5 protein-coding genes and 1 pseudogene are annotated in these 17,935 nt (G+C 34.8%); all 6 read right to left on the bottom strand.

Annotated features, from left to right (window positions below):
- Positions 1–482: 482 nt before the first annotated feature.
- The 6 genes and pseudogenes from AC07U8_RS04035 to AC07U8_RS04010 all read right to left on the bottom strand — a co-directional run bounded on the left by AC07U8_RS04035 (position 483) and on the right by AC07U8_RS04010 (position 17,837).
- Positions 483–1,690: pseudogene (locus AC07U8_RS04035) on the bottom strand (IS256 family transposase).
- A gap of 483 nt (positions 1,691–2,173) precedes the next feature.
- Positions 2,174–14,530: a calcium-binding protein gene (locus AC07U8_RS04030; protein ID WP_494737375.1), complete on the bottom strand. Its 12,357-nt coding sequence runs from the start codon at positions 14,528–14,530 to the stop codon at positions 2,174–2,176.
- 17 nt (positions 14,531–14,547) lie between these two features.
- Positions 14,548–14,928, bottom strand: coding sequence for a hypothetical protein (locus AC07U8_RS04025; protein WP_004819288.1), 381 nt, complete (start codon positions 14,926–14,928; stop codon positions 14,548–14,550).
- Between the two features lie 42 nt (positions 14,929–14,970).
- Positions 14,971–15,738: a hypothetical protein gene (locus AC07U8_RS04020; protein WP_494737374.1), complete on the bottom strand. Its 768-nt coding sequence runs from the start codon at positions 15,736–15,738 to the stop codon at positions 14,971–14,973.
- 381 nt (positions 15,739–16,119) lie between these two features.
- Positions 16,120–16,704, bottom strand: coding sequence for a TetR/AcrR family transcriptional regulator (locus tag AC07U8_RS04015; RefSeq protein ID WP_494737373.1), 585 nt, complete (start codon positions 16,702–16,704; stop codon positions 16,120–16,122).
- Positions 16,705–17,345: 641 nt separating this feature from the next.
- Positions 17,346–17,837 (bottom strand): flavin reductase, encoded by a 492-nt coding sequence (locus AC07U8_RS04010; RefSeq protein ID WP_234622517.1) that lies wholly within the window; start codon positions 17,835–17,837, stop codon positions 17,346–17,348.
- Positions 17,838–17,935 lie beyond the last annotated feature (98 nt).

Genomic DNA, 17,935 nt, shown 5'->3' with positions numbered 1-17,935 from the left:
TTATATGAGCAAAACTGATATAAAAATTAGACTATTTAAGCTAGATGATGTATTGAGACTAAAGGACTCAAACTATTTTAAAGCTTGGCTCACTCGTATCTTCACTAAGAGAATAAACATTTAACTCATATACAAAGAATAGGTTATAATAATTTTGTAGCCTATCAGAGCTCGCAGTTGTTACAACTGTAAACTTACCACCCAAGTGCGTGTTAAGTGGTATCTGTTAGCAATGTATGATAATAGCTATCTCACATAGATGGCTATTTTCATTTAAGATTTTACTATTAGATATCCTGTTAATTTTGAAAAAATGGTCGATTAAAATGATGTTAAATATAGACTACGCCATAGAAACAGTATAAAAAGATCAGGTAAAACAATGAAAGCTGTTGAGTTTGAATAGCCACTAAAATTCTAGATACACTTAACCATCTTTTGATGGGCCGAGCCTGTAAATTATTTTGTGTAAGTTCCATTTTTTATAAATGATCTTTTAATCGATCATCGAAGTGAATCGTAAACCAATTCATCTCCAAACGCCAATTTTGAATTGGCATTGTCCATTTCTTAGCAGCATTGGTTGTTGCTAAGTAAATGACTTTTTTGACTGAATCATCTGACGAGAAGATCTTTCGCTTCTTGGTTGAATGGCGGATCACGCTATTCAACGATTCAATTGCATTGGTTGTATAAATCGCATGACGTATTTCAGCTGGATAGCTAATTATTGTACGGATATTCTCCCAATTAGCTCGCCAGGATTCTCCAATTTTTGGATATTAATGATTCCACTGATCACAGAAGATATCTAGAGATTTTAATGCATTTTACTCTGTACTTGCCTGATAGATCACTTTAAGACCAGCTGTAACAGCCTTGTAGTCTTTCCAGCTTACAAATCGCAGGCTATTGCGTACAACATGCACGATACACAGCTGAATGTCCGTATAAGGATAAACAGAGGCTATGGCATCAGGAAAGCCTTTTAACCCATCTACACAGGCAACAAGAATATCCTGTACCCCTCGATTTTTGAGTTCTGTCATGACGGATAGCCAGAATTTGGCACCTTCTGTCTGAGCGATCCACATTCACAGCAATTCTTTCTAACCATCCATATTAATGCCTAAAGCAAGGTATACAGATTTGTTAATCACATTGGAATGTTGACGGAATTTTACAACAATACATTCGAGATAGACGACAGGATACAGACTATCCAATGCTCTATTTTGCCACTTAGTCCTTGCTCAATCACAGCATCGGTAACTTTGCTTATGAGTGATGCTGAGACATCTGCATCGTACATTTCTTTGAAGAATGCGACAATTTCTCTATTGGTCATTCCTTTTGCATACAGTGAAAGGATTTGGTCATCCATATTGGTAATGCGCGTTTGATGCTTCTTGATAATTTGTGGCTCAAATGAACCGTCTCGATCACGGGGAATATCTAAAGCCAGTTGCCCATCTTGAGTTGAAACGGTTTTAGAACTAAAACCATTACGGCTATTTGAGCCTTTCTTAGGCTGATGCTTTTCATAACCAAGATGATCTGAAAGCTCTGTATTGAGTGCAGTTTCAATCATGAACTTTTTAAATATGGCTGTCATTTGGTTTAGGTTTTCTGGTGTTTTTAGACCTTTAGCCAATTCAGCAGCCATACTTTTGATTGGTGCTTCATGCATGTGAAGTACCTTTTGTAATTATCCTTTTCAGGATAAATGAAAATTAAGTACTTACACAAAATTTAGAACAGTCCCTAATCAATTGCTTGCTGTTTAAATTCTGGACTAAAGCGTTTAGCTATTTTTACATCTCCAAAGTTAACCTTACGTTATCTTTAGAGGGACTATGTGTCCATTATTTTTTCTAGGATCACTCGTTAATTAGCCATTTTATCTAACTAAAGAGTGTCTACAAAATCTGTGGCTGTTCAACGCTCTTTTTGATTTTTCTCATACACAATCTTAAATTGAAGCTCAGCCTCATCAGGAAGGTCTTCATAAGACAGCAGGTTAACTTTCTTATAATAAAACTCTCCGAGCTTCTTCATGAGAAAGTAAAGACCGAGCTAAGAGCTTAACTCGATCCTAAATAGAATATTCTCAATCTTTTTCAAGGTGAGACTTAGTCGAATAAATGAGTGATAACTCATTTAATCTTTAATATCAATACAAAATTTCCGACTTAATCAACATATCTTCTAAATAAGAATCTTTAGGTTTGACATGAATAAGTTCATTCCAATTTTTGTGATTCAATATATTTATATCCTTTTCTGTGGATAATTCCCGACTGAAATCATTTACTAGCTGATGTCCAATATTACTTTCAATTTCATTCGAATTTTCAATGTCACCAATCAATTTAGATAAATCAATTGCCGATGATTTTGAACCATTCAATAAATTGGAAAGTTTTCCAATATTAGGTTGGTTATGAACACTACTAGAAATTGAATATTCAACTTGATTCGATTGGTTTGTTTGTGCCAGCACAGCAGGAAGTGCATCGATAATATTTCCATTAATCGCTATATTTTGAACATTAAATAATGATAATAACTCGTTAGCAGCTTGTTCATCACTTACCAATTTTGATTCTTCCGATTGGTTCAATGTATTTTCTGCTGCAACATCCATATTAGCACCTTCAGTTAAACTCATTGGCGATGCAATACGGCTAGAGGATGCTGTTGTTGGCATTGTTAAACCAAATGCTCCAAAGATTTGACCAGCAGTCAATGAACCACCTGTTTCAAACTCAAAGGTTTCAACAACTTTAGCACCACCTAAAAAGAAGTCTTTTACTGTCACTTTATTGGCATTACTACCATCCAGTTTAAGAATCAGATCATTTCCAGACTTGTTAAGATATTGTCCAATTTGATTGAAGGTGATTCCATTTTTGAAAACCACTTTATCTGTTCCAGACACTTCAGTAATGGTTAAAACACCAGTCGTATAGTTATAGGTTGTATCTCCTACCGCATTAGTATTTGGTGTTTCACCACCAGTACTTGGTAATGTTAATCCAAATGCAGTGAAAATTTGACTTGCAGTTAGCTGTTCGCCTGTTGCCAGTTGGAATGTTTCAACCAATTTATCACCTGCAAGGAAGAAATCTTTCACAGTCACTTTGTTGGTTGCACTTCCATTCACTTTAATAATTAAATCATTACCTGATTTAGTGAGATTGCTACCCACTTGGCTAAATGTAATGCCACTCGCAAATACAACTTTATCCGTACCAGACACTTCAGTAATGGTTAGATCGCCTGAAGTATAATTATAGATCGTATCTCCAGCTGCATTCGTTGTGCCGCCAGTCCCAGGCATAGTTAATCCAAATGCAGTGAAAATTTGGTTCGCAGTGAGTTGTTCACCTGTAGCTAATTGGAATATTTCTACCAATTTATCACCACCAAGGAAGAAGTCTTTTACCGTGACTTTGTTGGTCGCACTTCCATTTACTTTGATAATTAAATCATTACCTGATTTAGTAAGATTGTTACCCACTTGGCTATAAGTAATACCACTTGCAAATACAACTTTGTCATTACCTGAAATTTCAGTAATGGTTAAATCACCTGAATTGTAATTATAGGTCGTATCTCCAGCTGCATTCGTTGTGCCGCCAGTCCCTGGCATAGTTAATCCAAATGCAGTGAAAATTTGGTTCGCAGTGAGTTGTTCACCTGTAGCTAATTGGAATACTTCTACCAATTTATCACCACCAAGGAAGAAGTCTTTTACCGTGACTTTGTTGGTCGCACTTCCATTTACTTTGATAATTAAATCATTACCTGATTTAGTAAGATTGTTACCCACTTGGCTATAAGTAATACCACTTGCAAATACAACTTTGTCGTTACCTGAAACTTCAGTAATAGTTAAATCACCTGACTTGTAATTATAGGTCGTATCTCCAGTTGCATTGGTTGTGCCACCAGTCTCTGGCATAGTTAATCCAAATGCTGTAAAGATTTGGCTAGCTGTAAGTTGTTCACCTGCCGCTGTTTGGAATGTTTCAACTAAATAATTACCAGCAAGGAAGAAGTTTTTAACTGTCACAACATTTGTTGTGCTTCCATTTACTTTAATCAGTAGATCGTTGCTTGATTTGGTTAAATTAGAGCTGATTTGGCTCATCGTAATTCCACTAGCAAACACCACTTTATCTGTACCAGAAACTTCAGTAATGGTTAATGCACCACTGCTATAGTTATATGTCGTGTCTCCAGCAGGATTCGGCATTTCTGTACCACTTCCAGAACCGTTTACTTTTGTGGCGATTTGCGCAGCAGTAATTGTGTATCCACCATTTGGTTGTACTGATGAAATTGCTTTTTCACCACCTAAGAAATGATCTTTCACTCGAATCGATTGGTTTGCATTATTATCAATTGTAATCAGTAGGTCATTATTTTCTTTTGTGAATTTAATGCGATCTTCTGTAATACCTTGATCCATCAACCAAATCACATCTGTACCACCACCAGTCTGGTCAATCGTATCAACGCCATCTGTGAGATAATAATAATATTTATCATCACCTGCACCACCATCTAATATATCTGCTCCAGCACCACCGATGAGTGTGTCATTTCCAATTCCACCATAAATAGAATCATCACCTGCACCACCATCAAGATAGTCATTACCAGCACCACCTTCCAATCGATCATTTCCAGCTTGTGCCCAAATGGTGTCATTGCCATCTAATCCTTGAATTAAATCTTTGCCTGACGTTCCATTGATTGTTTCTGAAGCACTTGTGCCTTCAAGAACTGTATCGTATAAACCACCATAAGCTTGTGCTTTAATAATTCCATCTATGTCTTTGGCTGTGATTGGTGATTGCCCATTGGCTTGAACTGAGGAAATTGCTTTCTCTCCACCTAAGAAATGGTCAACAATCCGAACGGTTTGATTGGCATTTTGGTCAATTGTAACAACTAGATCATTGCCAATTTTACTAAAACTAATGCGATCACGAGTGATACCATTATCCATCAACCATAATACATCTGTACCACCACCTGTTTGGTTAATGATATCAGCACCATCTGTGAGATAATAATAATATTTATCATCACCTGCACCGCCATCTAATGTATCTAAACCATTACCACCTCTTAAGATGTCATTTCCTTGACCACCATAGAGGGTATCATTTCCGTCACCACCATAAAGGGTATCATTGTCCTCATCTCCGAAGAGTGTGTCATCCCCTTCATTCCCTTCTAAATAGTCAGCACCTGCGCCACCATAAAGAGTGTCATTCCCTGCTTGCCCCCACAGAGTATCGTTGCCTACTCGACCATAGATAATGTCGTTACCAGCACCAGCGTATACTTTGTCATCGCCAGCATCCATTTCAAAGATTTCATTACTATCTCGATACCCCCAAACTTCATCTGTTCCTGCAGTTCCATGATAAGTAACATGATTTTCAATATAACTATTATTCCAGACAGTTTGGTCAGCAAACTGTATTTCATTAATTTTATAGTGACCACCATTGAAATAATTTTGAATAGTAACCTGATCCAAATTATTGCTGTGCTTTATAACTAAATATGCACCATGACGATGTAAGCTAATATTCGTAGCGTTAATATCTGAACCAAATCTCAGCACATCAAAAGATACAGCGACATTATTATAATTTTGTCCAGCTTGGCGTTCGATAATCGTATCTTGGCCATCACCCAGATTAAATAGATAGACTTCATCACCAAATGATCCATTGATGATATCATTACCTTTTCCACCTTCAATATAAACAGCGCGTTGTGCTTCTGTTAGTTCATCATCGATTGGAATATGGTAGCCATCAGCATCTTGAACGAACTCACTGCGATTATAATCATCCACAAAAACCCTCCGATTTACATCGACTGTCAATGTGTCGTTTCCATCACCACCTGAAAGGTAACCAGCATCATTACCTAGTTCTGTCAATGTAAGTTGATCATCTCCATTACCACCAAATAAGCGTCCTTGACCAGAAAGAATATCATCTCCATTTTGCCCTTCCAGTATTCCATTACCTGTAATGACGTCATTTCCATCACCACCGAGTAAATGTCCTCGGCCTGTGATTTCATCATCACCAATACCGCCGTCTAAATAACCAGAACCGTTAATGATGTCATTACCTGCTTCACCATAAACAAAATATTGTAATTCAGGGTTTTCACTCCATACTTGGCTACCATTTACAATATCATTACCTTCACCAGCATGAATAACATCATGATCGGTAGTCCCTTCAATAACATCGTCTAACTCAGTACCTTTCACCGCCTGCACATTTAGATCATCTAGATTCCATTTTGTTCCATCATCGAAATGAATAAATTGTATTGGCTTGTTATAACCATATTGCTCAAATTGAGATTGAATAATCAGCTGATCACCAGTTGTTCGGTGAGTGATCACCATATCTTGACCAACTTTTCGAATCACCAAATCCATTGGGTTTATACCAATGAATTCAACTATATCGACTTCATTATTATTTTTATATTCATTTTGGATTTGATCATTTCCCCATCCTAGATTAAAACGGTAAATATCATTCCCAGCACCTCCACTGAGTAAATCATCACCTTGATCACCATTTAGGATATCATCACCAATTCCACCAATAAGAGTGTCATCTCCTTCACCACCATTGAGGGTATCATTTCCATTTCCACCAAATAATTCATCATTATCTAAACCGCCATAGAGTTGATCATTACCATCACCACCTTCTAGTCGATCTGTGCCTGAACCACCTTTAAGCTGATCATCACCTGATCCACCGTAAATTTCATCAGCATCTGCCCCACCTTCTAAGTAGTCATTTCCTGCATCGCCATACAATTTATCCTGACCATCCCCTCCATAGAAAGTATCGTTTCCGAATTTACCATACAAGATGTCATCACCTGCACCTGCTGATATTTCACTACCTGTCTCATAGGCTTGTAATATTTCTGAAGCATCTGTACCTATAAGTACCAAAGCTTTTATAGCTTCTACATTTAAAACTGTATTGTCTGAGAACTTAATTAAATCAATTTTATAATTACCTGCCGCATCATTAATAAAATAATTTTGAACAGTAATACTATTCTGACCATCAAGTGTTTTTATGATGAGATCATCACTTTCTCGACGATAGGTGAAATTACTTTGAACTAAACCATTGGTAAATTGAATAATATCTTGGCGATTTTCTAAATAATCATAATTTAAAATGATGTCATGACCAAAATTAGGGGCAAAAATATAAGTATCATTACCAAAACCACCCTCTAAATTGTCGTTTCCTTCCCCACCATTCAGAATATCATTTCCATTTCCACCAAATAATTCATCATTATCTAAACCGCCATAGAGTTGATCATTACCATCACCACCTTCTAGTCGATCTGTGCCTGAACCACCTTTAAGCTGATCATCACCTGATCCACCGTAAATTTCATCAGCATCTGCCCCACCTTCTAAGTAGTCATTTCCTGCATCGCCATACAATTTATCCTGACCATCCCCTCCATAGAAAGTATCGTTTCCGAATTTACCATACAAGATGTCATCACCTGCACCTGCTGATATTTCACTACCTGTCTCATAGGCTTGTAATATTTCTGAAGCATCTGTACCTATAAGTACCAAAGCTTTTATAGCTTCTACATTTAAAACTGTATTGTCTGAGAATTTAATTGAATCAATCTGATAATTTCCTGCTGCATCATTACTAAAGTAATAACGAACAGTAATACTATTCTGACCATCAAGTGTTTTTATAATGAGATCATCACTCTCTCGACGGTAGGTGAAATTGCTTTGAACTAAACCATCTGTAAATTGAATGACATCTTGGCGATTTGATGAATTATCATAATTATAGATAATGTCATGACCAAAATTAGGGGCAAAGATATAGGTGTCATTTCCTGATCCACCTTCTAAATAATCATTTCCAATTCCACCTTTAAGCTGATCATCACCTGATCCACCATAAATTTCATCAGCATCTGCCCCACCTTCTAAGTAGTCATTTCCTGCATCGCCATACAATTTATCCTGACCATCCCCTCCATAGAAAGTATCGTTTCCGAATTTACCATACAAGATGTCATCACCTGCACCTGCTGATATTTCACTACCTGTCTTATAGGCTTGTAATATTTCTGAAGCATCTGTACCTATAAGTACCAAAGCTTTTATAGCTTCTACATTTAAAACTGTATTGTCTGAGAATTTAATTAAATCAATCTGATAATTTCCTGCTGCATCATTACTAAAGTAATAACGAACAGTAATACTATTCTGACCATCAAGTGTTTTTATAATGAGATCATCACTCTCTCGACGGTAGGTGAAATTGCTTTGAACTAAGCCATCTGTAAATTGAATGACATCTTGGCGATTTGATGAATTATCATAATTATAGATAATGTCATGACCAAAATTAGGGGCAAAGATATAGGTGTCATTTCCTGATCCACCTTCTAAATAATCATTTCCAATTCCACCTTTAAGCTGATCATCACCTGATCCACCATAAACTTCATCAGCATCTGCCCCACCTTCTAAGTAGTCATTTCCTGCATCGCCATACAATTTATCCTGACCATCCCCTCCATAGAAAGTATCGTTTCCGAATTTACCATACAAGATGTCATCACCTGCACCTGCTGATATTTCACTACCTGTCTTATAGGCTTGTAATATTTCTGAAGCATCTGTGCCTATGAGCACTAGAGCTTTAATAGCTTCTACATTTAAAACTGTATTGTCTGAGAATTTAATTAAATCAATCTGATAATTTCCTGCTGCATCATTACTAAAGTAATAACGAACAGTAATACTATTCTGACCATCAAGTGTTTTTATAATGAGATTATCACTCTCTCGACGGTAGGTGAAATTACTTTGAACTAAGCCATCTGTAAATTGAATGACATCTTGGCGATTTGATGAATTATCATAATTATAGATAATGTCATGACCAAAATTAGGGGCAAAGATATAGGTGTCATTTCCTGATCCACCTTCTAAATAATCATTTCCAATTCCACCAATTAAAGTATCATTTCCAGCATTACCATATATTTGATCATCGCCCGCTAATCCAGAGAGCTGATCATTGCTGCTATAGCCCTGAATGATATCGTTATCTTCTGTCGCGCCAAGAACTTTATCTTTAATTACATCAATATCCCAAATTGATCCATTTGAAAAAACTATTTGATCTATACGATATGCTGTAGGACCATTTGCATCAAAATAACCTTCGACTTTGATTTGATCACTTTCAGAATATTCAATGATTAAATCATTGCCAACACGTTTTAAGCTTACACTTTCAGGTGCAATACCTTCATTAAATGTAACTTGGTCTAATTTATTACTGGTATTATCATAACTACGAATAGTATCTACACCATCACCCAGACTAAAGATATATGTATCATTACCTGATCCACCATCTAAATAGTCATTACCCGTTCCACCTATTAAAGTATCATTACCAGCATTTCCATATAGTTGGTCATTCCCAGCTAATCCAGAGAGCTGATCATTGCTACTATAGCCCTGAATTATATCTACAGAATCACTTGGAACTAAAACTTGATTTTTAATGTAATCTACATTCCAATTAGTTCCATTTGAAAAAACTATTTGATCTATACGATATGCTGTAGGACCATTTGCATCAAAATAACCTTCGACTTTGATTTGATCACTTTCAGAATATTTAATGATTAAATCATTGCCAACACGTTTTAAGCTTACACTTTCAGGTGCAATACCTTCATTAAATGTAACTTGGTCTAATTTATTACTGGTATTATCATAACTACGAATAGTATCTACACCATCACCCAGACTAAAGATATATGTATCATTACCTGATCCACCATCTAAATAGTCATTACCCATTCCACCTATTAAAGTATCATTACCAGCATTTCCATATAGTTGGTCATTCCCAGCTAATCCAGAGAGCTGATCATTGCTACTATAGCCATGAATTATATCTACAGAATCACTTGGAACTAAAACTTGATTTTTAATGTAATCTACATTCCAATTAGTTCCATTTGAAAAAACTATTTGATCTATACGATATGCTGTAGGACCATTTGCATCAAAATAACCTTCGACTTTGATTTGATCACTTTCAGAATATTTAATGATTAAATCATTGCCAACACGTTTTAAGCTTACACTTTCAGGTGCAATACCTTCATTAAATGTAACTTGGTCTAATTTATTACTGGTATTATCATAACTACGAATAGTATCTACACCATCACCCAGACTAAAGATATATGTATCATTACCTGATCCACCATCTAAATAGTCATTACCCGTTCCACCTATTAAAGTATCATTACCAGCATTTCCATATAGTTGGTCATTCCCAGCTAATCCGAAGAGCTGATCATTGCTACTATAGCCCTGAATTATATCTACAGAATCACTTGGAACTAAAACTTGATTTTTAATGTAATCTACATTCCAATTAGTTCCATTTGAAAAAACTATTTGATCTATACGATATGCTGTAGGACCATTTGCATCAAAATAACCTTCGACTTTGATTTGATCACTTTCAGAATATTTAATGATTAAATCATTGCCAACACGTTTTAAGCTTACACTTTCAGGTGCAATACCTTCATTAAATGTAACTTGGTCTAATTTATTACTGGTATTATCATAACTACGAATAGTATCTACACCATCACCCAGGCTAAAGATATATGTATCATTACCTGATCCACCATCTAAATAATCATTTCCAACTCCTCCGATAAGAGTGTCATTTCCTTCACCACCATATAAAGTGTCATTCCCTAAATCTCCATTTAAAAGGTCATTACCATTTTCACCTGATAATCTATCATTATCATCCCCTCCATAAACAATATCTTCACCATCTCCTGCATTAACAATATCATCACCCATTCCAGCATAAATAATATCATCCCCCCCCAAACTATTTATATTATCATCGCCAGCCCATGACTTAATTTTATCATTACCATTAGTACCAGTGATTGAATCATCTAATACAAACACAGATTCCAATAATAAATCTCGTATATTCTCATCTAAAATAGATTGGGCACTTAAAGTAAACTGTTCTATTAGTTCCTTATACAATACTGGTGAATTAGGATCTAAACCTTGTACAATAAATTGAAATTGTTCAATTTCAATTTTACCAACCTCATAATCCATAAAGAATAAATTCATCAACCCTTTAATTGCTAAACTAAAGTCACCATGCCAAGTCGTATTAACTAGAGTCCAACTCACTTCCCTAACCTGTGTAGGATTTAGAACATTTTCAACATATTTATTAGGCTTTAGGCTATCCCATGTAGTTGCGTATATTTTATTAGGTATATAGACGCTTCCACTTGACGAACCAGACCCACCAGCTGGTGGTTGAATCAAAGGTGGAAAAGGATCATATGATTCATATAATCTTTCTTCTTGAAATGCGACTAAATCAATCCAGTCCTGTTTAACTGTTTGACTTAATAACTGGACATAAGCACTAGATAATATTTTTTGGAAATAACCATCTAAATCATTAACATTTCCTGGATTCCAATTTTTCCATTCAAGCTCTTTACCATAAATCACTTTAACTATTTCAAATTTTTCAATACTCGAAATATTTTTTACTTCAGTTGCCGTTGAAAGTTTTTTATTTGTCCAAAAATACAAAATTTGATGAGTTAATAATACTTGCTGATCAGAAGGTGTCTCGCTAAATGCACTAACAAGTTCTTTAAGTTTTCCTGTCAAATCTAATTGCATTGCATCGTGTAACGATGTAGCAGAACCATAACCAGGAAAATCAGGAAGCTCTGAAATATCTGTATCAATACTTTCAACTGTTTCATTTGGGTTTTGCCAAACTGTTTCTGAAGTATTTACCTCAAAAAGTAAAGTTTCAGCTAAACCACTTTTTATTTGAGTAATACCATTTTCAACTACTGTCTGTGTAAAACTTCCTTTATTTGTGTGAATAACATTATTTTCATCTAATGAATTAATTAATTGATTACTTAATGAAATTGAAGTTATACCTAAACTAGATAATGTAAATAATTCATTACTTTGTGAAATTCCATCTTGATTAATATCTTTCCATATCTTTAATTTCTGAAAAATTAAATCACTACCATTAATTAGACCATCTTTGTTTGAATCATATTGTTCTAATGCTTTGAAACCATCACTTGCTTTACTGCCATCAGGTAAAATCGTATCTGTTCCAAATAATTCTTTTCCATTATCAATTTTACCATTTTCATTTAAGTCTAGAACAACAAAACCATCTGTTGCTTGAACCCAAGATGTTTTTTCAGCGAAACTATTTCCATCCATGTCAAAATAAACATCAGTCCCAAGTGGAGTGGTACTAATTTTTCCATCATGATTTAAATCTAATACTAATGGATCGTATTTTGTAGGAGGAATAGGAGGTGGAGCTAATGGAGGTTTAGGTTTTGGATATTCTGGAGGTGGTGGTTCTGATCCATCTTTATAAACAGTTACATAAAATCTTACACCTAAATCTGTATCATCCTTACTTCTTGTATCTAAAGCTTCTGTAGTTAGTTCTTTATATTTAAAATTGATATCACCTAAAACAATGTATCTTACCCAGTCTTTCCCACTAGATATTACGGATAGTCTTCCACCACCAGTTGATTTATCATTTATATCATAACCTTTCGAAATGAAATCAAGAGCTGGAGGAGGCGATAAGCTATCAGATTTATAACGCATTTCTGCGCCCAATAAATTTTTATTATTATAATAAAGTATTCCTTTTCCATCCTCATCATTAACTAAAGTTTTATAATAAGCCTTATAAGTATCAAATCCCTCACCACCTTTTAAAGTATCATTACCTTTACCTCCATAAAGTATATCGTCCCCTTTACCACCGTATAAATAGTTATCTTCAGTATCTAAAGGATCATCTTTTTGTCTACCAGCATATAGCTCATCATTACCTTCACCACCATATAAAGTATCTCCATTTTTCCCGCCATAAAGCTTATCATCTCCATTTCCACCTAATAGTGTATCTACATCATCCCCACCATAGAGAAAATCTTTACCATCCCCACCACGGATATAGTCTTCTCCTTTATATCCCCAAGCATAGTTTATTGTGCCTTTATCAATGGCATCATCATTAATATCGGATGTAAAAATTGAATCATCCCCATCACTACCATGAATGGTGTCATTACCGGCTCCTCCTTCTGCATAATTTTTACTGATATCTAATGCAATTTTAGCTGGATCACTATCACTGGCTAAATAAAGTGAATCATTACCATCTCCTCCACTCAGCCGATCTGATCCTAATCCCCCATAAAGATAATCATTACCTGCACCACCATATAAGTAATCATCACCTCCACCACCATATAATTTGTTTATAGTCCCTGCATCATTAGGGTCATTGTCTTTATCACCAGCATAAAGTTCATCTGAGCCATTTCCCCCATAAATGTTATCGCTACCACTTCCACCATATGCTTTATTGCCAACTTGATCTAATTTAGCTGCATTTTCAGCACTAGTTAAACTAGTATCGATTTCACTGACAACTAGGACATCATCCCCAGCACCGCCATAAAGTTCATCACTACCAGAGCCACCTATTAATACATCATTTCCCTCACCTCCATAAAGAAAATCATTATCAGCTCCACCATCAAGATAATCATTTAACTTATTACCTATTAAGATATCATTACCGTCATTTCCAAAAATTGTATATTTTCTATTGTAAATTCCTTTTATATCATTACCACCAGTTTTATCATCTATTAAAACAACAACATCTCCAGCCCAGGGGTTTAATCCATCTGGTATATAGTTTTCAACAGTTGATATTATCGGTTGAAGTAATTCTACAGAACTATCTAAAACAAAACTAACCCCATCTAAAAATAGTTTTAAAATTTCATCTTTATGTATTAATTGTTTATCATTCCATTCAGGTGCTAAATTCATTCCATTGCTTATAGCTGCAAAAAGCATTGAAAACACATTAACTACAACACCTAAAGGACTCGCTCTAGTAAATTTCGATAACTCTGAAAATATAGCCGTCGCATCCGAAAATATATCCAAAACTAATGTTTTTTTTACAAATCCATTGTTATATTTAGATGACCCTATTGTAACCGTATCAATATAATCATTAACATTTAAAGCCAATCTATCTGAAAGTGTTACAACCCTAACTAAATTATTAGCTATATTTAAATTATTACTATTCGGAAATAAATCAATAACATCTTGAACTAATAACAAAAAAGACCTAAAAGCCTCTCTATTATTACCAGAATTCGCATTATTAAGTTCAGAGTAAATATTATTTATTGCACTTATTGTTGAAGATAAATCTCCACCAGCATTATTAGCTTCAAACATTTTCTCTCTATTGTTTAAAAAACTACCAATTCTACTCATATCTCACCTTTATATTTTTAAATAAAATCATAAATATATTTTTTTTTGATAAAAAAATAATTTATTTCAACATAATTTACATCAATACATTTTTGACTATTATTTTCTATTTTTTTAAAAAACTCTCCTCTCTTATATAAAAATGGGAATCTAACTTTTAGGCCTGAAAAACTTGTCATACCTGTATTATCTACAACATACTCATAAACATAATTACCACTTCTAGTTTTATATTTACCCTTATAGCAAGCATATCCTTTTTTAATATTTTTAATATTTTTAGCCTTATATTCAAGATAATTTGGTAAAATAAAAAATTCATTAACTGGCAATACTACTAGTTTTACCAAAATAATAATAAATAAAAATAAAAATAAAAAATGTTTAATATTATCCATAAAATAAGAATGCCTTTTTAAATTGTGTGAATATATAAATTATTAATCCCATTTCATAGTAATTAATTTTTCTGGTCTCACTTTATCCATCTCACTAAACAGCGAAAAAGTCTGATTCATATAATTCACCACCCCTGAAATCTGTTCCATATACTGCATTAATTCAGATGTCTTTTCCGCTTGAACTAATTTCACTGTTCGTGATGGATCAAAACCATCAAACTGACAATAAAACAAAGGCTCACCCCGTTTTAAAATTAAATCTTTAGAAGTATCATGCCACTCAAAAGCCCACATTAATGGTCTAGGCCATATATGAATTGGAAAACGCCCACCAAAAATCGTCCCAGGTAAAGAATGTTTTCTGTAATGCCCAAAAGCATCTAACTGGGTGATATACACCACCTCATCCGCTACAAAACAATAAGGGAGTTTTAGTTGAAGAATCGGAACATTAGGCGTACGCCATTCATTTTCATTTACAAGCGCCAACAACTCTCGTAATTTGTTAGCGCGCACAGGTGAAGCACCACCCAATACATTTACCAATGCTGGTTTTCCTGTTTTATCTCGTTCAAAACGTAAGTGAAAATCAAATGGGCAATTGATCACAAAATAACGACTTTCTAGTTGAAGTACAGCTGGACAACGACTTGCAGATTTTGCATGCTTTTGTTGGGATTGTGATCGCATACGATATGGTGGTTTAAAAAGAATTGAAGCCTTATCATCCGTTAAAAACCACCCCACCTGAATAGGGCCTGTCTCTGTATGCTTTTGATCATCAGTTATAGTAAAATTAATTTGCATTTTTGTAATAAATATTAAGTTTTTAAGATAAATTTAATATATCAGTATCTTTTAAACAAAAAAAATACATTTTTATTACAACTAATAAATAAATCTACATATTGTGATCAAATTCACATTATTTTATTCTACAAAAGTTACACTTATAACAAGGATCATACCTATTCAATTTTAGTGGTTTAAATTCATATCATAAGTTGTTCACTGCCCATCACATGATGAACTTAAACTAAACCATTAAAGCGTCTTAAAGTCAGAATTATTTTTAATATCTATGTATTATAAAATGACAATAGATGTGTCGTTTTTCTCGTAAAATGTCATAGGTTGTGTCGCATTCCAATGCCATTATGTGTCACAAGAATTTATAAGTTTTTGAATTTATGTATTCGATAATGACATGGGATGTGTCGCATGACGCCCATCCAAAAAACACCCCACCAACCTCTCCCGATCATCCACACTATTTTCACCTTGAAGCTGAACCATTGCCCCATCAATCACAAACAAGAACATATGTGCATCTTGTTTTGAGGCATTCACATTGCTGGTTAAAAGCAGTTTATAAATTTCATCAATCAACCAGCTTCGGTATTCAACTACGATTTGATAAGCATTGGGATAGTGCTTTTCAATTTCAAAAATAGCCTTAAACGGTAGATGATAAAACCCTTCCAGATTGGCATGTAAAAAGAAAATATGCTTAAGCTTTTCATAAACAGTAAAGTCTTTCTGTCTATAGATCATCGTAAATACTTCTTCTTTCAGTGCATCTTTTTGAAAGGTTAAACTCATTTCAATCAAACGTTCTTTAGAATAAAAGTATTTATAAAACGTGGCTTTGGGAATTCTGGCAGACTCAATAATACGGTTTACCCCAACATGATGAAAACCGTATAGGTTAAAGAGTCTTCGGGAGGTGTCGAGTACCCTTAAAGCTCGAAATGAAATATCTAAATTTGACATATATCTTCCCTATAAATATTTTTTGTTTTAATGAGATAAAACCACTCTCGATCTTGTTATAAGCAAAGAAGCATCAAAGGCTTCAAAAGGTAACCAGAGTGTATCTCAAGTTTTATTGTTGATATTTTTTTAGGTATAACCAGCCAATGCCTAAAAGCCCAAAGGCTGTTAAACCGTGCTAAACACTAATCTGAAGGTGTACGAATAAAATACATGGCCAACTCCTGAACAATTCAAAATTCTGCCAATGTATAAAAATTATGGTGGCAGAACGAAAGAAGGTTGACAGACTGGTTCGACCCCAGCACACCCGAAGGTGTCCCTCTCCCGCCCTACCGCAACGAGAGGGGACGAGAAGTTTACATGCAAAACTATCCCTCAGATGGAATAATTCTGATGCAGTCAAAAACGGTCTGTCAAAACCGACTGGCAATGTAGGCCAGCCAGCAAAGAATAATCGGAGAATTTTCGGGTGTCAATGTCGGATTTTGTGCAAAACATTAAAATTATTATTATTTTTCAATCAATTAAATAATTGATTATGATTATATTAAACCAGCGTATTTGATCAATTCAACCGATCAACACGCCTTATTATTTTTAGCCATGGCATAAGGCGTAAACCAAAAACCAAACTGGCTTTAAGCAACTTCAGTCTGCCCAACATGATGATAAGAACGATTAAAATAAACCAAGCTTTGATCATGTTCACTTTGTTGAATCGCCACGATACGACAAATAAAAATCGTATGTGTTCCAACTTCTTGAATTTGCTCAATCTCACAATCAAAATTCACCAAAGCATCATCTAAAACCGGTGCGCCAGTTTCTAATTCCGTCCAAACGCCATGTTTAAATCGTTCTTCTGGGCTTAATTTAGACGAAAACGCTTTAGAAATATGCTGATGATGTGCGCTTAAAACATTTACAGTTAAAATTTTATTTTCAACAAAATGTGCATGAGAACTTGCCGCTTTATTCATACAAACCAATAAAGTCGGAGGTGAATCCGTCACACTACATACGGCAGACGCAGTAAATCCGTAACGACCAGACAAACCTGTCGTGGTAATGACACTGACTGCACTGGTCAACAAAGACATTGCATTTCTAAAGTCTGTTGCTTCAATCATTTCATTGTTCCTAAATTGAACCGTACTTTTTTAGATTTAGCATTACCCTGCTATTCCGTCATGTAGGCACTGCATCTGGATGAGTTTCTCAGTAGAAC

The organism is Acinetobacter sp. GW821-FHT01E09 (genome assembly GCF_059422385.1).
This window is presented reverse-complemented; position numbering and strand designations above follow the sequence as displayed.